This window comes from Gordonia sp. SCSIO 19800 (assembly GCF_018132775.1).
GTDB lineage: Bacteria > Actinomycetota > Actinomycetes > Mycobacteriales > Mycobacteriaceae > Gordonia > Gordonia hongkongensis.
In genome coordinates this window covers 113,704-136,342 of the sequence record NZ_JAGRQM010000008.1, presented here as the reverse complement: position 1 = coordinate 136,342, position 22,639 = coordinate 113,704, and the positions used below count along the sequence as shown (strand labels likewise).

At 68.9% G+C, this 22,639-nt stretch carries 21 protein-coding genes and 1 riboswitch; of the genes, 13 read left to right on the top strand and 8 right to left on the bottom strand.

Features of this window, described 5'->3' with window-relative positions; genetic code table 11:
• Positions 1-5 precede the first annotated feature (5 nt).
• The 4 genes from KB201_RS11730 to KB201_RS11715 all read right to left on the bottom strand — a co-directional run bounded on the left by KB201_RS11730 (position 6) and on the right by KB201_RS11715 (position 4,361).
• A complete protein-coding gene (locus KB201_RS11730; protein ID WP_058253078.1) occupies positions 6-1,628 on the bottom strand; it encodes a cytochrome bc complex cytochrome b subunit in 1,623 nt (540 codons plus the stop codon).
• A complete protein-coding gene (locus KB201_RS11725) occupies positions 1,625-2,782 on the bottom strand; it encodes a ubiquinol-cytochrome c reductase iron-sulfur subunit (RefSeq protein ID WP_078112806.1) in 1,158 nt (385 codons plus the stop codon). The genes KB201_RS11730 and KB201_RS11725 overlap by 4 nt, the downstream gene beginning before the upstream one ends.
• Positions 2,779-3,675: a c-type cytochrome gene (locus tag KB201_RS11720; RefSeq protein ID WP_058253076.1), complete on the bottom strand. Its 897-nt coding sequence runs from the start codon at positions 3,673-3,675 to the stop codon at positions 2,779-2,781. The genes KB201_RS11725 and KB201_RS11720 overlap by 4 nt, the downstream gene beginning before the upstream one ends.
• A 74-nt stretch (positions 3,676-3,749) precedes the next feature.
• On the bottom strand, positions 3,750-4,361 hold the full coding sequence (locus KB201_RS11715; RefSeq protein ID WP_065630046.1) for a heme-copper oxidase subunit III: 612 nt from the start codon (positions 4,359-4,361) through the stop codon (positions 3,750-3,752).
• A 153-nt stretch (positions 4,362-4,514) separates the two neighbouring features.
• Between KB201_RS11715 and KB201_RS11710 the strand changes: the two genes are divergently transcribed.
• The gene (locus tag KB201_RS11710; protein WP_078112873.1) at positions 4,515-5,000 is read left to right on the top strand and encodes a hypothetical protein; all 486 of its coding nucleotides are present in this window, start codon (positions 4,515-4,517) and stop codon (positions 4,998-5,000) included.
• A gap of 21 nt (positions 5,001-5,021) precedes the next feature.
• Positions 5,022-6,092, top strand: a complete 1,071-nt coding sequence (gene trpD / locus KB201_RS11705; RefSeq protein WP_078112807.1) for an anthranilate phosphoribosyltransferase — start codon at positions 5,022-5,024, stop codon at positions 6,090-6,092.
• 46 nt (positions 6,093-6,138) lie between these two features.
• On the opposite strand, the gene KB201_RS11700 is transcribed toward trpD, so the two are convergent.
• Together KB201_RS11700 and KB201_RS11695 are read right to left on the bottom strand one after the other, a co-directional pair.
• Complete coding sequence (locus tag KB201_RS11700; RefSeq protein WP_058253073.1) at positions 6,139-6,417, bottom strand: Lrp/AsnC family transcriptional regulator; 279 nt, start codon at positions 6,415-6,417, stop codon at positions 6,139-6,141.
• A gap of 26 nt (positions 6,418-6,443) precedes the next feature.
• Positions 6,444-8,276 carry a DEDD exonuclease domain-containing protein gene (locus tag KB201_RS11695; RefSeq protein WP_249145345.1) on the bottom strand — a complete coding sequence of 611 codons (1,833 nt, stop codon included), beginning with the start codon at positions 8,274-8,276 and terminating at the stop codon, positions 6,444-6,446.
• Between the two features lie 581 nt (positions 8,277-8,857).
• Positions 8,858-9,089: riboswitch (cyclic di-AMP (ydaO/yuaA leader) on the top strand.
• Between the two features lie 16 nt (positions 9,090-9,105).
• Here KB201_RS11695 and KB201_RS11690 point away from each other — a divergent pair.
• The 4 genes from KB201_RS11690 to KB201_RS11675 all read left to right on the top strand — a co-directional run bounded on the left by KB201_RS11690 (position 9,106) and on the right by KB201_RS11675 (position 13,590).
• Positions 9,106-9,792 carry a C40 family peptidase gene (locus tag KB201_RS11690; RefSeq protein WP_211539332.1) on the top strand — a complete coding sequence of 229 codons (687 nt, stop codon included), beginning with the start codon at positions 9,106-9,108 and terminating at the stop codon, positions 9,790-9,792.
• A gap of 230 nt (positions 9,793-10,022) precedes the next feature.
• Positions 10,023-11,060, top strand: a complete 1,038-nt coding sequence (locus KB201_RS11685; protein WP_211539331.1) for an NlpC/P60 family protein — start codon at positions 10,023-10,025, stop codon at positions 11,058-11,060.
• A gap of 8 nt (positions 11,061-11,068) precedes the next feature.
• Positions 11,069-12,466, top strand: a complete 1,398-nt coding sequence (locus tag KB201_RS11680; RefSeq protein WP_211539330.1) for a hypothetical protein — start codon at positions 11,069-11,071, stop codon at positions 12,464-12,466.
• Positions 12,466-13,590, top strand: coding sequence for a glycosyltransferase family 4 protein (locus tag KB201_RS11675; RefSeq protein WP_058253069.1), 1,125 nt, complete (start codon positions 12,466-12,468; stop codon positions 13,588-13,590). Before KB201_RS11680 ends, KB201_RS11675 begins: the two co-directional genes overlap by 1 nt.
• A gap of 25 nt (positions 13,591-13,615) precedes the next feature.
• On the opposite strand, the gene KB201_RS11670 is transcribed toward KB201_RS11675, so the two are convergent.
• Positions 13,616-15,424 (bottom strand): long-chain fatty acid--CoA ligase, encoded by a 1,809-nt coding sequence (locus KB201_RS11670; RefSeq protein ID WP_211539329.1) that lies wholly within the window; start codon positions 15,422-15,424, stop codon positions 13,616-13,618.
• Between the two features lie 108 nt (positions 15,425-15,532).
• Here KB201_RS11670 and KB201_RS11665 point away from each other — a divergent pair, with 108 nt between their 5' ends.
• From KB201_RS11665 to KB201_RS11640, 6 genes are all read left to right on the top strand, one after another.
• On the top strand, positions 15,533-15,964 hold the full coding sequence (locus KB201_RS11665; RefSeq protein WP_058253067.1) for a hypothetical protein: 432 nt from the start codon (positions 15,533-15,535) through the stop codon (positions 15,962-15,964).
• A complete protein-coding gene (locus tag KB201_RS11660; RefSeq protein WP_058253066.1) occupies positions 15,964-16,401 on the top strand; it encodes an SRPBCC family protein in 438 nt (145 codons plus the stop codon). The genes KB201_RS11665 and KB201_RS11660 overlap by 1 nt, the downstream gene beginning before the upstream one ends.
• A gap of 20 nt (positions 16,402-16,421) precedes the next feature.
• Positions 16,422-17,651: an ArsA-related P-loop ATPase gene (locus tag KB201_RS11655; RefSeq protein WP_211539362.1), complete on the top strand. Its 1,230-nt coding sequence runs from the start codon at positions 16,422-16,424 to the stop codon at positions 17,649-17,651.
• Positions 17,652-17,850: 199 nt separating this feature from the next.
• Complete coding sequence (locus KB201_RS11650) at positions 17,851-18,357, top strand: hypothetical protein (protein ID WP_058253065.1); 507 nt, start codon at positions 17,851-17,853, stop codon at positions 18,355-18,357.
• Positions 18,357-19,364 (top strand): ROK family protein, encoded by a 1,008-nt coding sequence (locus tag KB201_RS11645; RefSeq protein WP_211539328.1) that lies wholly within the window; start codon positions 18,357-18,359, stop codon positions 19,362-19,364. Before KB201_RS11650 ends, KB201_RS11645 begins: the two co-directional genes overlap by 1 nt.
• Before the next feature lie 154 nt (positions 19,365-19,518).
• Positions 19,519-20,229, top strand: coding sequence for a 1-acyl-sn-glycerol-3-phosphate acyltransferase (locus tag KB201_RS11640; RefSeq protein WP_058253139.1), 711 nt, complete (start codon positions 19,519-19,521; stop codon positions 20,227-20,229).
• A 233-nt stretch (positions 20,230-20,462) separates the two neighbouring features.
• On the opposite strand, the gene KB201_RS11635 is transcribed toward KB201_RS11640, so the two are convergent.
• Positions 20,463-22,034: a mannosyltransferase gene (locus KB201_RS11635; RefSeq protein ID WP_211539361.1), complete on the bottom strand. Its 1,572-nt coding sequence runs from the start codon at positions 22,032-22,034 to the stop codon at positions 20,463-20,465.
• A 103-nt stretch (positions 22,035-22,137) separates the two neighbouring features.
• Between KB201_RS11635 and KB201_RS11630 the strand changes: the two genes are divergently transcribed.
• A complete protein-coding gene (locus tag KB201_RS11630) occupies positions 22,138-22,620 on the top strand; it encodes a polyadenylate-specific 3'-exoribonuclease AS (protein ID WP_058251695.1) in 483 nt (160 codons plus the stop codon).
• The last annotated feature ends 19 nt before the right edge of the window (positions 22,621-22,639 follow it).

The window sequence follows — 22,639 nt, the reverse complement described above, 5'->3', positions numbered from 1 at the left end:
TGCGACTACTCGCCGAAGGGGTTGCCGCCCTTGGCCTGCAGCTCGCGGAGGGCCTTCCGCTCGCCGGCCTCGATCTCGTGCTCGAGTTCGACGTTCCGCAGCTGCTCCTCCGGCGGATCCGCCGTGAGGATCGAACCGGTACCCGGGGCACCGGCGGAGCCGAGCTTGTTCATCCGCTTGGGCAGTGCCGCACCCTCGTAGGGGAGCGGGATCGGGTGACCATGGCTGTCGACCGGGCCGAGCGGCTGGTGGACCTCGATGTACTCACCCTGCGGCAGCCGCTTGATGATGCCGGTCTCGATACCGTGTGCCAAGACCTCGCGGTCACTGCGCTGCAACGAGAGCGCCCAGCGGTAGGCGATGAAGTAGACCAGCGGCGGCAGGACGATCAGACCGATACGCCCGATCCAGGTGGTCGCGTTCAGCGAGATGTGGAACTTGAACGCGATGATGTCGTTCATACATGCGATTGTCAGCAGGATGTAGAACGAGACCGCCATGGAGCCGATCGCCGTCCGCACCGGGGTGTCGCGGGGACGCTGCAGCAGGTTGTGGTGCGCATCGTCGCCGGTGAGCTTCTTCTCGATCCACGGGTAGGCGAACATCAGGCCGAAGATGATGGTCATGATCAGCACGACCCAGTTCGACATCGGCACCGTGTAGTTGCCCAGGTAGAGCTCCCACGCGGGGAACAGACGTATCAGACCGTCGGTCCACATCATGTAGATGTCTGGCTGAGATCCGGCCGACACCTGTGCCGGGTTGTACGGACCGATGTTCCAGACCGGGTTGATCTGGAAGACGCCTGACATGATCGCCAGCACGCCGGTGACGAAGGCGAACATCGCGCCGGCCTTGGCAGCGAAGACCGGCATGATGCGGACGCCGACGACGTTCTTCTCGGTGCGGCCGGGGCCGGGGAACTGCGTGTGCTTCTGGTACCAGACCAGCGCGAGGTGTGCGCCGATCAGAGCCAGGATGATGCCCGGGAAGAGCAGGATGTGCAGCACGTAGAGGCGCGGGATGATGATGACGCCGGGGAAGTCGCCGCCGAACAGTGCCCAGTGGATCCAGGTGCCGACGACCGGGATACCGAGGACGATGCCACTCATGGCGGCGCGGACGCCGGTGCCCGACAGGAGGTCGTCGGGGAGCGAGTAACCGAAGAAGCCCTCGAACATCGCCAGGATCAGCAGGAGACAACCGATGATCCAGTTGGCCTCACGCGGACGTCGGAACGCACCGGTGAAGAAGATGCGCATCATGTGGATGATGATCGACGCGGCGAACAGCAGAGCCGCCCAGTGGTGGATCTGACGGACGAAGAGACCGCCGCGCACCTCGAACGAGATGTTCAGCGTCGTCTCGTACGCCTTGGTCATCATCACGCCGTTCAGCGGCTGGTAGGCGCCGTCGTACACCACGCGCGTCATCGACGGATCGAAGAACAGCGACAGGTAGACGCCTGACACCAGCAGGATGATGAAGCTGTACAGCGCGATCTCACCCAGCATGAAGGACCAGTGGGTGGGGAAGACCTTGTTGATCTGGCGACGCATGCCCGCGGCGAGGTGATACCGCGAGTCCACTTCTTCGGCTTGAGTGCCGAGGCGTTCGGCGATGCTCATGACTTACGCTCCCAGAATGCCGGACCGACGGGCTCGATGAAGTCGCCTGCGGCAACGAGGTAGCCCTCGTTGTTCACCGTGATCGGCAGCTGTGCCAGCGCACGGGCGGCCGGTCCGAAGATGGGCTTGGCGTACTCGAGGGCGTCGAACTGCGACTGATGGCAGGGACACAGGATGCGGTTGCTCCGCTGCTCGTAGAGCGAGGCGGGGCAGCCGAGGTGGCTGCAGACCTTGGTGTAGGCGAAGTAGTCACCGTAGTTGAAGCTCTCCTGACCCTTGCGCTTGACCGCACGGGCCGCATCCTCGGGACGCAGACGGATGAGCATGACGGGGTTGCGGACCTGGTGCAGGCCCTCCTCCAGCAGATGGCGGGAGTGCTCGGACTCGCCGAACCCGTCCGAACGACGCCACGGGAACACGGTTTCCATACCGCCGGCGTCGAGATCTTCCGGCCGGACCAGGGCGACCTGGAACGGGTTGCCGGTGTCACGCCGCAGGTAGATGGTCTCGTTGGGCGCTTCCGGCGGGTTGTAGATCGGCGACCAGCCCGAGTGCCACAGCGGCGAGTCGGGGCCCTCGGCCCACGGGTTCTTGATGAAGCCGCCGAGGAAGGCCACGAGTCCGGTGACCGCGAAGGCGCCGAGACCGAAACCGGCAGAGCCGATGATCATCTTGCGACGACCCAGCGTGGACGTGGCGCCGGTGTCCTGGAGCAGACCGACGATCGTCTTCTTGTCGACCTCGGCCGATCCGCCGTCGTGACGATCCTGAACCGAGATCTCGGCCGGGATGAACTTCTTGGTGATGAGGATCAGCGCAACGCCGATGGCGAACACCGACAGACCGAACGTCACGCCGAGGAGTGGCGTGTTGAACGTGTACCACCAGTAGTTCGGATCGTCCGGGAGGGCGAATTCCCAGTGGTTGAACAGGAAGATCCCGAGGCACGCGAGGGCGGACACGCCGGCCACGGTGAACCAGATGGCCACCTGACGCTCGGCCCGCTTCTCGACCTTGGTGCCCGGCACCGAGTAACGCTCGGACCGGTGGATGATCTCGACGCCGTCGAGATTGGTGCCGAGTTTGACGAGCTCATCGGTGCTCATCTGTTCGAGTTCGTCCCGCGACGGGACGGCTTTGTCGTTCGCGCTCATGCTCGAGATCCCATCCACATGGCGCCGGCGACGATGGCGATGACGCCGACGAACCACATGACCATGCCTTCACTGACCGGGCCGAAACCACCGAGGCCCAGACCACCACTGGGCTTGGCCTCGCTCACGTACTTGACGTAGGCGATCACGTCCCGCTTCTCTTCCGGATCGAGCTGACGGTTCGAGAACTTGGGCATGTTCTGCGGACCGGTCAGCATCGCGGTGTAGATCTGCGCCTCGTTCACCCCGTCGAGGTTCGGCGCGAACTTGCCCGAGGACAGTGCGCCACCGCGACCGGTGAAGTTGTGGCACGACGCGCAGTTCAATCGGAACAGCTCACTGCCGCGTCCGATGCTGTCGCCGCGCAGTGACTCCATCGCGACGGTGCCGTCGGCATTGCGCGGCACCTGCGGTCCGCCACCCTCGGCCTGGATGTAGGCGCCGAGCTGGTCGATCTGCTCGGTGGTGAACTTGGCCGGCTTGCGCTGGGCCTGCGCCTCACCACGCGCCGCCGGCATACGTCCGGTCGACACCTGGAAGTACACGGCGGCGTCGCCGACACCGAGAAGTGCGGGACCGCGCTCGGGCACGCCCTGGAGGTTCGCGCCGTGGCAGGTGATGCACGAGGTCTCGTAGAGCTTGCGACCGTCGTCGATCATCGCGGCGTTGCTCTCGTCGGCGACCGCGACCTGCGGCTCGGGGGTCAGCACCGAGGCGAGCACACCCGCCATGACGAGGCCGGCCAGCAGCACGATGGTGCCGCCTGCGCGCCGACGGAGCTTGCGTCGGGCCTTGGCGCGGCGGCCGGCGTCGCGTGCAGAGGAGCGTCGGGCCGAGGCATCGGGTCCGACCTCGGTGCCGCTATCCGACGGACGCGGTGGAGATGAACTCATCTGTGACTCTCTACTAAGCGGGACGGACTGTTGTTAGATCGAGCTGCGCTCGGTCGTGGTGGAACGGGCCGGCGTCATCGGATGAAGTAGATCGTGACGAACAGCCCGATCCACACGATGTCGACGAAATGCCAGTAGTAGGAGACGACGATGGCCGCGGTTGCCTGCGCCGGCGTGAACTTCGACAGCTTGGTCCGGATGAGCAGATACACGAACGCGATCAGACCGCCGATCACGTGGAGGCCGTGGAACCCGGTCGTCATGTAGAAGACCGAGCCGTACGCATCCGACGCGAGGGTCGTGCCGTGGCCGACCAGCACGGTGTACTCGTACGCCTGCCCGATCACGAAGATCGTTCCCATGATGAGGGTGATGACGTACCAGCGGCGGAGGCCGAAGACGTCACCGCGCTCGGCGGCGAAGACACCCATCTGGCACGTCACCGACGACAGGATGAGAATCGTCGTCACCGGGATGGCGAGGGCGAGATTCAGCTCGGTCGGTGGCGGCGGCCAGCCGACGGCGGAGTTGGCACGGGCGACGAAATACATCGCGAAGAGGCCAGCGAAGAACATGAGCTCACTGGACAGCCACACGATCGTGCCGACGCTGACCATGTTGGGCCGGTTCAGCGAGTGCACGCGCGAGGTGATGGCTGTTCCTGAGGTACCTACAGCGCTTGTCACAAGTGAAGTATGACGGTTCGTAGTAAGCCGTGGCCACCCGGGTCGGAAATTGCCCCCGACTATTTCTCTCGTCGCAGGTCCGCGCCCGAATCGGGTGACCCTCGGCGTGTCCGGGAAGGGTGTGGCGGACGCCCGGCTCGCTACCGTGTGTTCATGTCCAGTTCGGCGCCGCCCGGCCCCCGTGATCTCAACGGCCGAGTCGTCGAGCAGGGTCGCCTGGCGCGGCTCCGCTCACGGCTGCGCCCGCGTGCCGGCGCCGGTCCCCTGACGCTGGACGAGCGGGTGGAGGTGGTGGCGCGGTCCGACGATGACGCCATCGCGAGTTCGGTGGCGCTCGACGCGTCGTCGTGGCGAGCCGCGGACGAGGTGATCCTCCGGCATGTCGTCGAGGTGCCACCCGACCGGCGGGCCGCCGCGGCCGCGGTGGCCGCGCTCGACGGTTACGAGTCCGTCGACGACGAACGCTGGGGGCCGAGGCCGGCGCCGCGCGACGATCGGCTCGTGGTCCTGGTCCTGGCGCGGGTCCAGCTGCTCGACGCGATGCATCTGTCGCAGGAACGGTCCCGGATGGCGAGCCTCGGTTCGCGGCACGGCGGATTCGCACGCGAGTGGGCCGTCCTCCAGCGTCCGCCGCTCTGAACACGAATATGCTGACTCCCCGTGAGCACCGCACAGTCTGACTTCAGCTGGCCGCAGATCCTCGGCAAGGTCACCGATCGCCTCGACCTCGACGCCGACGAGGCCGCGTGGGCGATGAACGAGATCATGACCGACAGTGCGACCGGAGCCCAGATCGCCGCGTTCGGCGTCGGGGTGAAGATGAAGGGCGCCGCACCGGCGGAGCTCCTCGGCTTGTCGCGCGCGATGCTCGACCACGCGACGCTCGTGGACGTCGGTCGCCCGGCCGTCGACGTCGTGGGGACCGGCGGCGACCGGTCGCACACGGTGAACATCTCCACGATGACGTCGATCGTGATCGCTGCGTCGGGCGTCGCGGTGGTCAAGCACGGCAACCGTGCGGCGTCGTCGAAGAGCGGCGGTGCCGATGTGCTGGAGGCGCTCGGCGTCGACATCTCCCTCGATGCCGCCGCGGTCGCGCAGTGCGTGGCAGAACTCGGGATCGGCTTCTGCTTCGCGCCGGTGTTCCATCCGGCGTTCCGCTTCACCGGTCCGCCGCGCAAGGAGATCGGCATCCCGACGGTCTTCAACGTGCTGGGGCCGCTGACCAATCCGGCGACACCCAGCCGGGGGCTGATCGGCTGCGCCTTTGCCGACCTGGCGCCGGTTCTGGCGCGGGCTTTCGCCGAGCGCGGCGGCTCCGCGCTGGTGGTCCGCGGCGACGACGGTCTCGACGAACTGACGACCACCACCACGTCGACGGTCTGGCAGGTCGTCGCCGGGCAGGTGAACGAACTCACCGTCGACCCGACGGATCTGGGGATCGCGCGCGTGGAACTCTCCGCCCTGCAGGGGGGAGACGCGACGGTCAACGCCGCGATCGCCCGCGAGTTGCTGGCCGGGACCACGGGCCCGGTCCGGGACGCGGTGCTGCTGAACTCGGCCGGCGCCATCGTCGCGTTCGAGCAGGAGGCCCCGATGAGCTCGGCGGAACTGACCGATGCCCTCGGCGCCGCGAAGGAGCGTGCGGCCGATGCGATCGACGACGGTGCCGCCGCCGACCTGCTGCAGCGGTGGGCTGAGCTCAGCGGCCGGCTCGCCGCGCCCGCCTGACGGTCACGCTGCCCCGAAATCCTTGTGGGGCTCAGTGTTCGGCGGGTCAGTTCTCGCCGATGGAGAAACCACCCTCGACGTCGGAGCTGGAGTAACTGCGGAACGCGATGTGTGTCGCGCTCTTGAGAACCCCCGGTAGCCGGTTGATCTGGCCGGTGACGACCGTCGCGATCTGTTCGTGGTCACGGACCCGGATCTTCGCGATCAGATCGACGTCGCCCGCACAGGAGTACACCTCTTCGACCCCGGGGATGTCGGCGACGGCCTGGGCGGTCTCCGGGATCCGGTGGATGTCGGCCTGGATGAGGACGATGGCGGTGATCATGCCGCCAGCCTAGTGGTGCGTGGCCCTCAGCTCGCCTGCCGTGTGCGAGAGTCGGCGACGGGTCTGGCCGCACGTGCGTCGTGCGCCGACTGCGACCACCCGAGCCGGCGTTCGGCGGAACCGGCGGGCAGGGCGACCGGCTCACTCGTCGACACGATGCGCGCGCCCGGTTCGGTCATCCAGCGGTACACGAGGCCGACCTCCTCGGCCGGCGCGCCCCGCAGCGGACCGGGGGCCGGTAACACGGTCTCCGCGGCTGCGACGAGCGCGTCGACGACGGGCATGGGCGAGACGCCGCGTCGGGCGCGTCCGGCGGCGGCGAGACGTCCGTACCGGATGACCGCGAACTGCCAGCCGCGTTCACCGTCGGGCCGGGCGACCACGATCTCGGCGATCGCGCACAGCGCGGCCAGTCGCTGGCAGCGGGCGAGGGCGTCGATCGTGAGCGCGAGACGGTCCCGATGCCGCGCCGCGGTCTCGAACATGTGGGCCTGGGCAAGGTCGGTGAGGTGCGCGGTGAGGCCGTCGAGGAGTTCGTCGGCCTCACCTCGCATGAGCCGGCGGGCCGCGGTGACCCGGGGAGAGTAGTCCGGCACCGTCTGCGGCTGCGCCGTGGCCGCACGGCAGGACCCCGGCCGCCGCCTCCCATCGGCCTCGGGACACCAGTGGTAGCCCGTCGCGCCGAGCCGTGTCGTGCACGTGCGCAGACCGGCGGCCGCCGAGATCACGTCGGCGACGGTCGCCGCGTTGTTGCGGTTGCCCACCGGGCCGATCGACTCGTCGGTGGGTGTTCGGCTGACCTTGAGCCGGGGGAAGCGTTCCTCGGTCAGGGTCACCCACCAACCCTTGTGCGGCTGGGTCGATCGTCGGTTGTACGCCGGTGCGTGCGCGCCGAGGAGCCGGAGTTCGCGGACGGCGGCCTCCAGGGCGTGGGAACACTCCACGACGTCGACCCGCTGGGCGAGGAGCACCATCTCCGCGATGCGGCGGCGCGGGTCGTTGCCACTGAAGTACGACCGGACCCGGCGGCGGAGGTCCACCGCGGTGCCCACGTAGAGGACCTCGTTCGACGGGCCGCGGAACAGGTACACCCCGGGCCGGGCCGGGACATGGTCGGCGAGTGCGCGTTTGGCGCGCAGGCGCGGGTTGGTCTTCGGGAGATACGACGTCAGGTCGCCGACGGTCGCGATGCCCTGATTGCCGACGCGCTCGAGGAGCCGGTGGAAGACCTCCACCGTGGCGCGCGCATCGTCGAGCGCCCGGTGGGTGGGCCGCACGGAGACGTCGAACAGGTCGGCGAGCGCGCTGAGCTTGACCGTCGGCGCCTCGTCACGGCTGAGGATGCGCCGGGCCATGGTCACCGTGCACAGGCTGAGGCTGAACGTCCACGGCAGGTGGAGCCGGATCGCGTTCTGCCGAAGGAAACCCATGTCGAAACGAGCGTTGTGGGCCACCAGGATCGAGCCGCGGGCGAACTCGAAGAACGACGGCAGCACCGACTCGATCCGGGGGGCGTCGGTCAGCATCGCGGTGGTGATGCCGGTGAGGGTCACGATCTGCGGGGGGATCGGCCGGCCGGGGTCGACCAGCGTGGCGAACTCGCCGACGACCTCGCCGCCGCGGATCTTGACCGCGCCGATCTCGGTGATCCGGTCACGGACCGGGTCGGACCCGGTGGTCTCGAGGTCGACGACGACGAGGGTCGTCTCGAAGAGCGAGCGGTCGCTGAACTCGTTCGACGTCTCACCCGTGGCCCCCTGGTCGGCGGCCTCCAGGTCGGCGAAGGTGAGCTGCCCCGCGGGCGAGCCGTCCACGCTGGTCTGCGTCACCCGGCGAACACTAGTTCGATCCACCGACATCACGACCGCGACGCTCCGACTGTGTGTCGTGTGACCCGTGTGACTGCTGTGTCGATCGCTGTTCGACGGACTTGTCGGTGGGCGCCCCTAGTCTCCACCTGGACGTGAGAAATGCGGTGCTCTCACGGTCACCGACCCGTAACGGGGCCGACGCGGCCCGCCCTCGCCAGATGAGATGGAGATCACATTATGTACGTCGACTGTGCGCGCTGCCCGGCTCGTCCCGTCGCTTGCGACGGGTGCATGATGACAGTGCTGTTTGGTGGCCCGAGCTGGGACGATATGCCGGACGAAGGTGGAGTTTCGGTAACGGCGTCCACCTCAGACGCGGACACCGAGCTGGACCTCGCCATCGACGTCCTGCAGGCTGCTGCAATGGTGACCAGCAGCGCTGCACGATCTGCAAGATCCGCTAAAACCGCAGTTCAGGCACCGGATCGACGCGCCTCTGTGACTGTCCTCAGGGCAGGCTGAGAAGCGGCCCAGGTTTGGCTGTCTGTCGCCTAGTGGACAGAGCGCATCCGATTTCGTAACCTTTCTGAGACCTTTGCGGAGCGTCCCGCTTCAACAGAAGTGGTCCGCAGTAGTCACCGCTCAATCGCCCTCGCGGGCGAACCGGGGAACCACAACCTTCGGACGGGATCGTCGGAGCGCATCAGACTGGTGCGACTCAGCCGAAGCCGATCCGAATCGGGGTGAATCGCGTTGCCACGCATGAGTGTCCAGTGGATACCTCTTGCGCGAAAAACGTGTAGGGCCACTCTTCCGGCCCGAACCCGACAGCTAACTCGGTCGGCGGTAGAGGAAGATCTGAAGGAGAACTCGCTTCGTGGCCAAACATCGTTTGGAACAGCCCAATCGTGGCAGCACGGTCGCCAAGAAGGCGGTGATCGCTGGATCGATCACACTCGGTTCGCTCGCCGCAGCCGCCGGCCCTGCTCTCGCCGCCCCGGTCCACACCCCGCTGGGCACTTTCGAGATCCCGGCCCTGCCCGGTGCGAAGGCCCCGGAGGCCAAGCCCGCGCCTGAGGCCACGCCTGTGAAGAAGTCGCCCGCAGCCACGGTCGAGATCCCCAACCTGGGGCAGTTCACCGTGCCGGGTATCGCGCCGGAGCAGATCCCGCAGCAGTTCCGCCCCCAGGGTGGCGGCGCGCCCCTGGGCCAGCCGCAGCTGACCGCCGGTCAGAAGGCAGTGAAGGCCGCCGAGAGCAAGATCGGTGCGCCGTACTCCTACGGTTCCGCCGGCCCCAACGCATTCGACTGCTCGGGCCTCGTCTACTGGTCCTACAAGCAGGCCGGCAAGAACATCCCGCGCGACAGCTACGGCCAGCTCGGCGGCGGACGCGCGGTGTCGTACTCCGATGCCAAGCCCGGCGACGTCATGATCTTCAACGGTGGCGGTCACGCCGGCATCTACGTCGGCAACGGTCAGTTCGTCCACTCGTCCAACTACGGCACGCCGGTCAAGCGCGACGCCGTCAAGGAGTGGACCCTGACGGGCATCCGTCGGTACTGACGACAACTGAACACGAACAGACTGAGCACGAAGGTCTCTGGACGGGCGGATCGCGTGGATTGCGATCCGCCCGAACCAGTCCCGGGGGCCGGTCGGCCGCCTAGGGTGGTCGACGGGACGCGGGGTACGGGTGCAGGGGACCGGGATGCTCAGGGATCGACGAGCACACACGAGGGAGTGAGTAGACCGTGCTGATCGGGGAGGGGCGTGGTCGCGCGACGCGGCCGAGGATGCGTTCGGGCCCGCTGATGGTGGCGCTCTGTGTGCTGTCGGCGTTCGCCGTCCTGGCACCGACGGTCGCCGGCGGGGTCGGGGACGCCCGTGCGGTGCCCGCGCGCTCGGCCGATCAGCTGCTCGACCGCTACAAGCAACTGGGCATCGACGCGGAGAAGACCACCGAGGCGATGCACAACGCGAAGATCGAGTATGACAAGCAGCGCGGCATCGTGGCGGCGGCCAAGAAGGCCGCGGCCGAGGCGCAGCAGACGCTGGACGCCAGCCGCGCCCAGCTCGCCGTGCACCAGAATCGTGTCGACGCGATCGTTCGCGCCAGCTATCAGGGCGCGCGGGTCAGCGGGCTGTACGCCGTGATGGTCAGCGACTCCCCGCAGGCGCTCCTGGACCAGATGTCGGGACTCGACATGATCTCGCGTCAGGCGTCGGTGGACCTGACCGCGATCAAGAAGGTACGGGCCAGGACCGCCATCGCGAAGAAGGATGCCGAGCGCACGGCGGTGGCCGCCTCCGAGGCGGTCTCCCGCGCCGAACGGGTCCGTGGTGACCTTCAGACGAAGCAAGCCGACCTGCAGCTCCAGGCGATCCAGATCCGGTCGATCTACAAGTCGATGACCGGCAAGCAGTTGGCGGCTCTGCGCGGTCCGACCTTCGACTTCGATCCGCGACTGGTGCCCAAGGGCACCGCCGCCGGGCTGATCGCCACCCACGCCGCGCTCACCCGGATCGGTGACCCCTACGTGTGGGGCGCCACCGGACCGAATTCGTTCGACTGCTCGGGACTCATGGTGTGGGCGTTCCGGCAGGCCGGCAAGACCATCCCGCGATCGAGTCAGGCGCAGATGGCCGGCGGTCAGCCGGTCGAGAAGAACGATCTCAAGCCCGGTGATCTGGTCATCTACTATCCCGATGCCCATCACGTCGGTATGTACGTCGGTGACGGCTATGTCATCCACGCCTCGACCTTCGGCGTTCCGGTCAAGGTCGAGCCGCTCGACGAGGCCGGACCGTACAACTCTGCCCGCCGGTTCTAGTCCCACCGGTGACCTCACCGCGCGGGCGCGCCGGCCTCGTCTCGGCCGTGGTCGTTCTGGTCATCGCAGTTGCCACCGCGTGCGGCACGGTCGATGTGCCCGGCGGGCCCGGCTCGTCCGCCGCGCCCGTGTCGTCGAGCCCCGCGGTCAACGTCTACGAGCGTGATCGAGCGGCGGGCGTGACGCGGTTGCTCGACGCGCTCACCGAAGCGGTGCGTTCCGGGGATGTGCGCGCGATCGGCACCCTCGTCGACACCGCTGCCACCCCGGCGTTCAAGGACGGATTCGTCACGGCCGCCGCGGGTTTCGCGCCCAGCCGGTTCACGCCGCGGAACGGTCGCAGCGGCACCCTGCGGTTCGCACGGTTCGGTTATCAGCTTGCGCCCACCGAAGAGGCGGAGGTGCTCGTACCCGGTGAGTTGCAGGAGCTCCTCGATGCCGGGGGGAGTTCGGACTCGTGGGTCGCTCCGGTGGAGTTGCGCTATGCGCTCGGCGGTGAGGGGGTCCCGGGAGTCGACGAGGCCGAGGTGGTCGTCGGCACCCAGTTCGTGGTCGCCCGCTACGGCGAGGCCTGGCGCCTCGTCGGAGACGCCACGGCCCTGGGAGGAGAACCCGCACCCACTCAGATGTGGGAGCTGCCCGGACTCCAGGTGGCCGACACCGCGACCGCAGGCGGCACGTCGGTGGTCGCCTCGTATCCCCGAACGTCTTCGACGGTGGCGACGCTGCAGCGGGAGCTGCCCGGGGCGGTGGATGCCGTCAGTGACTTCTGGGGCGACGACTGGGATCGCCGCGCCGTCGTGGTCGCCACGGCGACCGACGACGAGTTCGCCGCCCTCGTACCCGAGGGTCGAGCGGCGACCGGGACCGCGGCGGCCGCGACCGTGTTCAGCAGCCTCGACCTGGTCCAGCGCACCGCGACCGGACAGCGCATCATCCTGACCCCGGCGGCCCGGGAACTCGCCGCACCGACGCTCGCGGTGGTTCTCCGGCACGAGTTGACCCATGTCGCGGCCCGCGTTCACACCGCGCTCGACGCGCCGCTCTGGATCACCGAGGGCGTGGCCGAATACGTCGGGCGCAAAGGGACTCACACGAGGATCGCGGATGCCGCACCCGACCTGATCGCGTCCGTGCGTGCCGGTCGGGTTCCGACCGGGCCACCCGCCGACACCGACTTCGCGATGGACGGTCAGACTTCACAGGTGGCTTATCAGAGTGCGTGGTCGCTGGCCGCCTACGTCGCCGATCGATTCGACGAGGCGCGGCTGAAGAAGATGTACATGGGGGTCGCGGCGTCCGCCCTGCCCGCGGCGCAGGACGCGGCGATCGCCTCGAGTGTCGGGCTGACGCGTGCCGAACTGGTCGCGGGATGGCAGCGGTGGCTCGAAGTGCAGGCCCGTTGATGTCTCGAACGTTGTTGCTCACCAACGACTTTCCGCCCCGTCCGGGCGGGATCCAGTCCTACCTGCAGAATCTGGTGGACCTGCTGCCGCCGGAGGACGTGGTCGTCTACGCGCCGCGCTGGCGTGGTGACTCGCACGAGAAGTTCGACGCGGCCGCCCCGTATCGGGTGTACCGGCACCCGACGACGCTCATGCTCCCCACCCCGTTCGTGGCGCGGCGTGCCGCGGAGATCGTGCGCCGCGAACAGATCTCGACGGTGTGGTTCGGCGCGGCCGCGCCGCTGGCCGTGCTGGCGCCGGCGATGCGTCGCGCGGGCGCCCAGCGGATCATCGCCAGCACGCACGGTCACGAGGTCGGGTGGTCGATGCTGCCGGGCGCGCGGCAGGTGCTCGGGCACATCGGCCGCCACACCGATGTGATCACCTTCGTCAGCCGATACACCCGCGGCCGGTTCGCGTCGGCCTTCGGCGCCCGCGCGGCCCTGGAACACCTGCCCCCCGGCGTCGACACCGAGCGGTTCGCCCCGGATCCGGTGCTGCGACAGCGGTTTCGCGAACGTCTCGACCTCGGGGAACGTCCGACGATCCTCTGCCTGTCGCGGCTGGTGCCCCGCAAGGGCCAGGATGTGTTGATCCGCGCCCTGCCGCTGATCCGACGCACCATCCCCGACGCGACGCTGGTCATCGTCGGCGGTGGTCCCTACGGGAAGACCCTGCGCGACCTCGCGGCCGACACCGGGGTGGCCGACCATGTGATCTTCACCGGCTCGGTGCCCGCCGACGACCTCGCGGCGTACCACAACATCGCGGACGTCTTCGCGATGCCGTCCCGGACGAGGGGACGCGGGCTGGACGTCGAAGGCCTGGGGATCGTCTACCTGGAGGCATCGGCGTCGGGCGTGCCCGTGGTCGCCGGGTTGTCCGGTGGGGCGCCGGAGACCATCGAGGAAGGGGTCACCGGCACGGCCGTCGACGGGACCGATGTCGACGCGGTCGCCCTGGCGATCCTGGCGATCCTCGGTGATCGCGCGGCCGCGGCCGAGATGGGCCGGGCCGGACGGCGTTACGTCGTCGAGAACTGGCAGTGGAGCCAGATGGCGGCCCGCCTGCGCCAGTTGCTCTGAGGAGCAACCGGCGCAGGCGGGGAGCTCACCGCTGGTAGATCGCCTCGATGTCGCCGGCGAACTTCTCCACGACGACGTTGCGCTTGACCTTGAGGGTCGGCGTCATCTCGCCGGTCTCCTCGGTGAAGTCGGTCGGCAGGATGCGGAACTTCTTGATGGCCTCTGAATGTGACACCGTCTTGTTGGCGAGGTCGACGGCCGACTGGACCTCGGCGCGCAGGTCGGCGTCGTCGGCGAGGTCGGCGACCGTCGCGGACGCGGGCTTGCCGGTGCGCTCCTTCCACGCCGGGAACGCTTCCGGATCGATCGTGATCAGGGCTGCCACAAACGGTTTCGCGTCACCGACGACGGTGGCCTGCGAGATCAGGGCGTTGGCGCGGATGACGTCCTCGAGTCCGGCGGGGGAGACGTTCTTGCCGCCCGCGGTCACGATCAGTTCCTTCTTGCGGCCGGTGATGGTGATGAAGCCGTCGGCGTCGACGGTGCCGAGGTCGCCGGTATGGAACCAGCCGTCGACGACCGCGGATGCGGTCGCCTCGGGGTTCTGCCAGTACTCGGTGAAGACGACCCCGCCGCGCAACAGCACCTCACCATCGTCACCGATCCGAACGACATTGCCCGACAACGGTTTTCCGACACTGCCGATCTTCGACGCCGACGGCGTGTTCACGCTGAACGCGGCCGTGGTCTCGGTGAGGCCGTAGCCCTCGTACACCGGCACGCCGACGCCGGAGAAGAAGTGGCCCAGTCGGGCGCCGAGCGGCGCGCCACCGGAGATCGCCATCTGGCACTCGCCGCCGAGGGCGGCCCGGAGCTTCTTGTAGACGAGCGCGTCGAAGACGCCGTGCTTGACCTTCAGTGCGAGTCCGACCTGCCCCTTCTCCTTCGCCTGTGAGTACGCGATCGCGGTCTCGGACGCGGCGTCGAAGATCTTGCCCTTGCCGCCGTCGTGGGCCTTCTGGCGGGCGGTGTTGTAGACCTTCTCGAACACGCGCGGCACGGACAGGATGAGCGACGGTTTGAAGACGGCGAATTCGTCGACGAGGTTCGGGATGTCGCTCGTGTGCCCGACTTCGGCGCCGGCCTCGATCGCGACGAGCGTGATGGCGCGCGCGAGGACGTGGGCGAGGGGCAGGAACATCAGCAGACGCTTCTCGTCGCGGGCGATGACCTGATCGAGGATGTCGCCGGCGAGGACCGCCCGCACCTCCGACAGCATGTTGGCGTGGGTGAGTTCGCAGCCCTTGGGGCGTCCGGTGGTCCCCGAGGTGTAGATCAGCGTCGCCGGGTCGGCGGCCTTGACGGTGGCCCGGCGGGCCGCGACCTCGTCGTCGTGGACGTCGGCACCGGCGGCGACGAGCTCGCCGACGGCACCCGGCCCGTCGGTGCGGTCGATCTGGAAGACGGTCACCGGCGTGGTCAGGGAGTCGATGGACTCGAACTCGGCGCGATGTCCGTCGTCCTCCAGGACGATCGCGACCGCACCGGAATCCTGCATGATCCATTCGATCTGGCCGGCGGAGGAGGAATCGTAGATGGGCACGGTGATCGCGCCCGCGGACCAGATCGCGAAGTCGAAGAGATTCCACTCGAGGCGGGTGCGCGACAGCAGCGCCACCCGGTCCCCGGGGTTGACCCCGGAGGCGATCAGGCCCTTGGCGATGGCGGAGATGCGGGAGGCGGCCTCGGCGGCGGTGACCGGCTCCCACCGGTCGCCCTGCTTGTGGCGGAACACGATGTGCTGCGGTGATCGCTGCGCCAGGCCGAAGATGATGTTCGTGCAGTTCTCGTCGTCGCCGATCGAGAACTTCGCGGGCACGCTGTACTCGCCCATCGTGGTTACCCTCCAGTAGACATCAGTCACCGAATCGTATCCCCGACACGGAATCGGACTCATCGCGACGTCGGTTTCGGGTGCACTACCCTGCGCCGACACGAGTATGTGAAGCTAGTGGGCGTGACGAGCATCCAGGTGGCCGACGAGGTCTTCGTCGCCGCGGCGCCGCCGTCGGCGACCGCCGTGATCGGCGACCCCGCCAACTGGCGCCGGTGGTGGCCGGACCTGCGTCTGGCGGTCACCGAGGACCGGGGCGAGCAGGGCGTGCGCTGGCAGGTCGCGGGTCCGGTGTCGGGGACGATGGAGATCTGGAACGAGGCGGTCCTCGACGGCTTCGTGCTCCACTACTTCCTCCACGCCGAACCCACCGGTCCGCTGCCCGACGACCCCCGCACCCGCGCCGACGTGCTGGCCGAGGAGAACAAGCTGCGCCGCGTGACGGGCAAAGAGGTCTCGTTCGAGGTCAAACGACTGCTGGAGAAGGGCCGTGTCGTCGGTGGTCCCGCCGCCGGTCTCGAGTCGGCCGGGATGCGGTGATGGCCGACCACACCGAACGCGACATCGTCATCGGCGCCGACGCCGACGCCATCCTCGCCGTCATCGCCGACTTCGAGCACTACCCGGAGTGGGTGACCGCCGCCCGCGAGGTCGAGGTGCTGCGCACGGATGAAGCCGGCCGCGCTCTCGAGGTCCGGTTCGTGCTCGACGCCGGCGTCCTCCAGGACACGTATGTGCTTGCCTACGAATGGGATCGGAACGCCCCCGCGGTGTCGTGGCGCCTGGTGTCGAGCGATCTGCAGAAGGATCAGCGCGGACGATACGTGCTGACCCAACAGGTCCCGGGATCGACGAAGGTGACCTACGAACTCATGGTCGACCTGCAGGTGCCCATGATCGGGCAGCTGAAGCGGCGAGCCGAGAAGGCGATCACCGATGCCGCGCTGAACGACCTCAAGAAGAGGGTCGAAGGCTGATCGATCTCACACCCATCCACATCGTGCTCGGGCCGGGGGGTTCCGGTGTCTCCGCGGTCGCGGCCGCCGGCGCGACCCAGCGTCCCGGCACCTCCCGGGCGGCCAAGGCCGTGCCCCGGTCGGGCCTGTCGGCAGCCGAATCCGACACGCTCCTCATCACCGTCGACCGCTGGTCGCCGGTTCCCGACTGGGCACGGGTGTACCGCCGGCCCGGCGAGCCCGTCGCGGTGTCCAAATACCTGCACCTGTTGACCCTGGACCGACTGGACCTCACCGAACGCACATGGTCGGCGTTCGTCGAGGTGCTCGAGCACACCGTGAGCCGCAGCAAGACGGCCCTGCCCGGCGTCGGCACCCTGGCCGGGATCGACGCCGCCGAGCTCACCTCGTTGCCCGGGATCGACGACTTCCTGCTCCTGCGCCGTATCCGGGACGAGGCGATCAGCGGCCGGTGGCAGCGGATCGTCGTCGACTGTTCCGGGTGTGGTGACCCACTCCAGTTCCTCCGTGGCGGAGCAGTTCTCAGCCAGGCCCTCAACCGGTTCTGGCCGCGTCACCGACGCCTCGCGATGGCTTCCGAGCGTCCGATGGTCGCGCAACTGACGGCCGCGGTCGACGCCATCGACCGGGACTGCCTCGACATCGCCGAACTGTTCGCCGATCCGCATGCGGTGGCGGTGCACCTCGTTCTCGCCGCCGACGACCGAAGCCGACGACTCACCGGCCACCATCTCGCCGCCGCCGACCTCATGGGCCTGCCGCTGGCCTCGGTCCAGGTCAACGCGGGCGTCGGCGCCGAACCGGCGGCCGAGGTCGCGGACATGGTGCGGGCCGAACTCGCCGGTTCCGACGGTTCGCGTTCCGTCGTCGTCGAGGTGGTCGAGAAATCGCCTGGTGCGATCGATCGCATGGCGCGGCTCCGCAAGCTCTCGGTCTCGTTGCCGGCACCGCACGGCGTCCCCCGGGGTTCGGCGGCGGCCGAGGTCGAGGCGGGCCAGGGGCGCGTGAGCGGAAAGCCGGCTGGTCCGGTGTACCGGTTGTCGTGGCCGCAGCGCCTACCGGATCCGGATTCGCTGGCTCTCGGGCGCAGCGGAGACGACCTCCTGGTGACGATTGCGGGGTTCCGCCATCCGGTGCGGCTGCCGTCGGTGCTACGACGTTGCACGGTCGTCGACGCCGACTGGGACGGCACGACCCTGGGCATCGGCTTCGTCCCCGATCCGGCGGTGTGGCCCCGGCCGCAGAACTGAGCTGGTTCCTCGGCCCGGTACGTCGGCGCCGCCCAGTTCCCGACGGCCAGGTGGGACGGCGGTGGTGGAATGATTCCGCCCGGGCGGGGTACGTTCGCCAGACCGCACTGTTCGAGACGGCAGGGTACGGTGCCGATGACCCCGACGACAGACACGCGGGTGGGTGTTCGCGCGGGGCCGGGAAAGGGGAAAGTTGGCGATGGGCACGGACGACGAGACGTTCCGGCAGGCCGGTGACGGGTCCGCGGACGGGCGTCGCGACGGACCCGCCGATCCGGTGCGCGACCTGCTGCTCGGACTGGCCGCCCAGATCGACCACCTGGCCGCGCTCTTCGCGCCGGCTCCGCAGTCGGCCACCGCCGGTGGTGCGGATGCAACGGGGACGCGCCCCGGTTTCGCCGCTTTCGCCGACGGTGGTCCGCTCGGGCATGCGCTCTCCGGGGCGTCGGGGGAGATCACCTCGTTGCTCGCCGAGATCGGCGATCTGGTCGCCCGGCTGATCGCGGCGGTCATCGCCGTACTCGAGGCCATCGCCGAGGCGCTGCGTTCGTCGCCGACCTCATCGGCGACACCACGCCAGTACGAACCGATTGCAGTGCGACTCAACGGACCGGCCGCCGGGCGCGAGGCCGGCACACCGCGACGCGGTGATGCCTCACGGCGGGCCACGCCGCCCCCCGGACCCGGCCCCGGGCAGGAGAACTGATGGGCGACCTGACGATCGGCATCGACATCGGCGGCACCAGCGTGCGCGCCTCGGTGGTCGACGACCGGGGGACGATGCTCGACACCCTCCGCGCGCAGACCCCGCCGACCGCGGCCGCGCTCGAACACTGTCTGGACCGGTTGGTCGGCGAACTGACCTCGCGCTGGGACGCGAAGGCCGTCGGGCTCGCGATCGCCGGCTTCCTGACCACCGACCGCAGCATCGTCCGGTTCGCGCCGCATCTGCCCTGGCGCGAGGCGCCGGTCGCCGAGGAGATGACCCGCCGCGTCGGGATCCCGGTCTTCGCCGAACACGACGCCAACGCCGCCGCGGTGGCCGAATGGCGGTTCGGCGCGGCCGCCCGTGGACACAACACCGTCGTCCTCGCGATCGGGACCGGGATCGGCGCCGGGTTCGTGATCGACGGGGAGATCTATCGCGGAAGTTACGGCGTCGCACCGGAACTCGGACATCTGACGATCGTCCCCGACGGGCGCGCCTGTGCCTGTGGCAAACGCGGCTGCTGGGAGCGGTACTGCAGCGGCACAGCACTCGTGGACACCGTGGTCGAGTTGCTCGCCGACGGCGACTGGGGGCGCAGCCAACTCGCCGCCGATGTCGCCGCGGACCCCGGGTCGCTGACCGGCCGTCGGGTCGCCCGCGCGGCCGCCGACGGGGACGCCGTCGCGCTGGCCGCGTTCGCGCGGTTCGCGACGTCGCTCGGCCAGGGGCTCGCGATGATCGCCGACATCTTCGACCCCGACCTCATCGTGCTGGCCGGCGGCGTCGGCGCGGCGTCGGGGCTGTTCCTCGACGAGGCCCGGGAGCACTACGCCCGCCAGGTCACCGGTGCCGGACACCGTCAGCTCGCGCGTATCCGCGGTACCCAGCTCGGCGAGACCGCCGGCGTCGTGGGCGCGGCCGAGGTTGCGCGACAGGCGATCCGGACGGCCGCACGCCCTCTGGTCGACCCGCACCCCGAGACACGGCCGGTCTCCGGGCTCTGAGTGCTCCCGGCGAGACCCCGAGCGGTCCCGTCCGGACGGTAGAGTGCGACGCGGGTAAGGTCTTGGCGTCGGGACACTCCTCGGTTCCGCGGTCTCCGCGGCGCGGTTGTCCGGCGGTGGTCATCGGGTCGGTGTGCGCGGCGAGGAGATTCTCATGTGGTACTGGGCGTTCAAGTACATCTTTCTCGGTCCGATCCTGCGGGTCCTCGGCCGGCCGACGATCGAAGGACACGAGAACATCCCGACCGACGGCCCGGCGATCCTGGCGAGCAATCACCTCGCGGTGATGGACAGCTTCTTCCTGCCGCTGATGGTGGATCGCCGCATCTACTTCCTCGCCAAGAGCGAGTACTTCACCGGTACGGGGCTCAAGGGTGGCTTCCAGCGCTGGTTCTTCACCGCGGTCGGTCAGATCCCCATCGATCGGTCGGGGGCCGAGGCCGCCGAGGGTGCGCTCACCGCGGCACGCCGCCAGCTCGACAAGGGCAAGCTGATGGGGATGTACCCCGAGGGCACCCGATCGCCCGACGGACGCCTCTACAAGGGAAAGACCGGTCTCGCCCGGCTGGCCATGGACACCGGGGTGCCGGTCATCCCCGTCGCGATGATCGACACTCACAAGTTCAACCCGCCGGGCAGTATCCTGCCGCGACCCACTCGGGTGTCGGTGCGCATCGGCAAGCCCTTGGACTTCTCGCGCTACGAGGGCATGGAGGGCAACCGCTACATCGAACGCGCAGTCACCGACGAGATCATGTACGAGCTGATGCAGCTCTCGGGTCAGCAGTACGTCGACGTCTACGCCGCGAGCCTGAAGAACCAGGCCCCGCCGGTCGAGCCCCCGGCGGCCGACGCCGCCGCTTGAGGAAGTCTCTGACCTCCCTCTGCTCCCTGAGGTGCGAGGAGCGCTAGCGACGAGCCACGAAGGGTTGGCGACGCATCTCACCAGGACCCTTCGTGACGCGCCCTCCGCAAGCTCCGGGCGCTCCTCAGGGAGCGGTGGTTGGTTGCGCCCTCCGCAAGCTCCGGGCGCTCCTCAGGGAGCGGTGGTTGGTTGCGCCCTCCGGGCACTCCTCGGGGAGCACCCGCCGCAGTCGGTCAGCCGGCGTCGCCGACGCGGGTGCCGTCCAGGACGGCGCACAGCTCCGGAATCCAGTCGCGATCTGCCGGGACGATCTCGGCGGCGTCGAGGTGTCGTAGCTCGTCGGCGGAGAACCAGCGCACGTCGAGGTGCTCGAGCGCGGTCGGAGTCCCCGAGCGCAACCGCGCCACGTAGGCGTGCAGGGTCAGGACACCGGGCAGCGCGACCGGGGAGCCGACGCCCTCGCCGGCTTCGACCTCGGCTCCGAGCTCCTCGCGGATCTCCCGAACCAGCGCCGCCGCATGGGTTTCCCCCGACTCGACACGACCGCCGGGCAGTTCCCACAGACCGGCGAGTTCGGCGGGACGGGACCGCTGCGCCAGCAGCACCCGGCCGTCGGCGACGATCGCCGCGGCGACGACGTCGCGCGGTCGGGTGTCGCGGGGTTCGTCGCGCGCGGCGCGCGTCGCGATCATCCAGGCGAAGGTGACGAAGGTGGCCGCCGGCCACGCGGCCCCGAAGACCGCCTCGAGTGCCGCCGGGGGATGGGGACCGTACTCTATCGTGACCCGGAGCAACCACGGAATCCCGAGGCCCGCGACCACGATCCACATCCCGAGGACCGCCCGCGCGCCCCGGCGCCGCGAACCGGTGCCGTGCACGAGCCAGATTCCCAGCGGGATGATCCACACCCAGTGATGCACCCACGAGATCGGCGACACCAGGAGTCCGAAGAGCTGGACCACCAGCAGGATGCCGAGGGCGTCGGACACCGCACGGCCGGCGAACACCGCCACCACGACCGCGACCAGGACGCCGACCATCCAGATCCAGCCCGACCCCACGTCGAAGCCCACGAAGCGGGACAGGGTGCCACGCAGGCTCTGATTGATCACCGCCTCGACGGGACCGATGCGCTCGGCATCGCCGAGCAGGGTCCCGTAGTAGGTGCGGGTGACGTCGGGGAAGAGCAGCAGGCAACCGAGGACGGTGAAGACGAAGGCGACCGCGGCGGCCAGGGCGCCCAGGGGTTTGCGGGCGGCGAGATACCAGAGCCCGGAGATCGCCGGGGTGAGCTTGACCCCGGCCATCAGACCGATGAGTGCGCCGCCGGCGAGCACCCCGCGGTCGCTGCGCGCCCAGGTGACCGCCAGCAGGGTGCCCAGCATCAGGAAGACGTTGATCTGGCCGTAGTCCAGCGTGACCCGGACCGGTTCGCACCAGATCGCGGGGGCGGTCCAGAGTGCGGCCACGGCGTAGACGTCGGTCGTCGACCCGCACAGGCGTAAGGCGAGGACGACGCAGGTGTACAGAGCTCCGAACGTCGCGAGCTGCCAGCCGATGGCCACCAGGTCCCATGGCACGAGCGACAACGGGTACAACACGACGGCCGCGAACGGCGGATACGTGAAGGGCAGGGCGAAGTCGGTCTCACCGGCGTAGGTGAAGAGATAGAGCGACCCGTCGGCGAGACCCGCCGAACCGTCGCGGTAAACGTGCAGGTCCACGAAGTTCCTGCCGTTCACGGTCAGCGTGTCCCAGACGAGCCGCGCGATGATCGACGCCGCCAGGAGAGCGGTCGCCAGCACGGACCTGGAGCGCACGAAATACCAGGGTAGACAGCCGGAGGGCGGTATGGCGAAACGGTGCGCGGTGAGCGGGTCGGCACGAGTGTGTGTGAATACTTGACCCATGCGTTTCTTCTACGACTCGGAGTTCATCGAGGACGGCACCACCATCGAGCTGGTCTCGATCGGGGTCGTCGGTGAGGACGGCCGCGAGTTCTACGCGGTGTCGACCGATTTCGACCCCGGCCGGGCGGGGGACTGGGTGCGGGCCAACGTGCTGCCGAAACTGCCCTCGCCGTCGTCGTCCGCGTGGCGGGACCGTCGACGCATCCGGGAAGATCTCCTCGAGTTCCTCACCGCCGACGGCTCCGACATCGAGCTGTGGGCCTGGGTGGGCGCTTACGACCATGTCGTGCTGTGCCAATTGTGGGGTCCCATGACCGCGCTGCCGCGTGAGATCCCGCGGTTCACCCGTGAGCTGCGGCAGCACTGGGAGGCCGCGGGCCGACCGGCGCTGCCGCCCACGCCGTCGGACGCGCACGACGCGCTGAGCGACGCCCGGCACAACCTGCGCCGGTGGGAGGCGATCGAGAAGGCCCGCGTCTGACCCGCGGACGAATCCACTC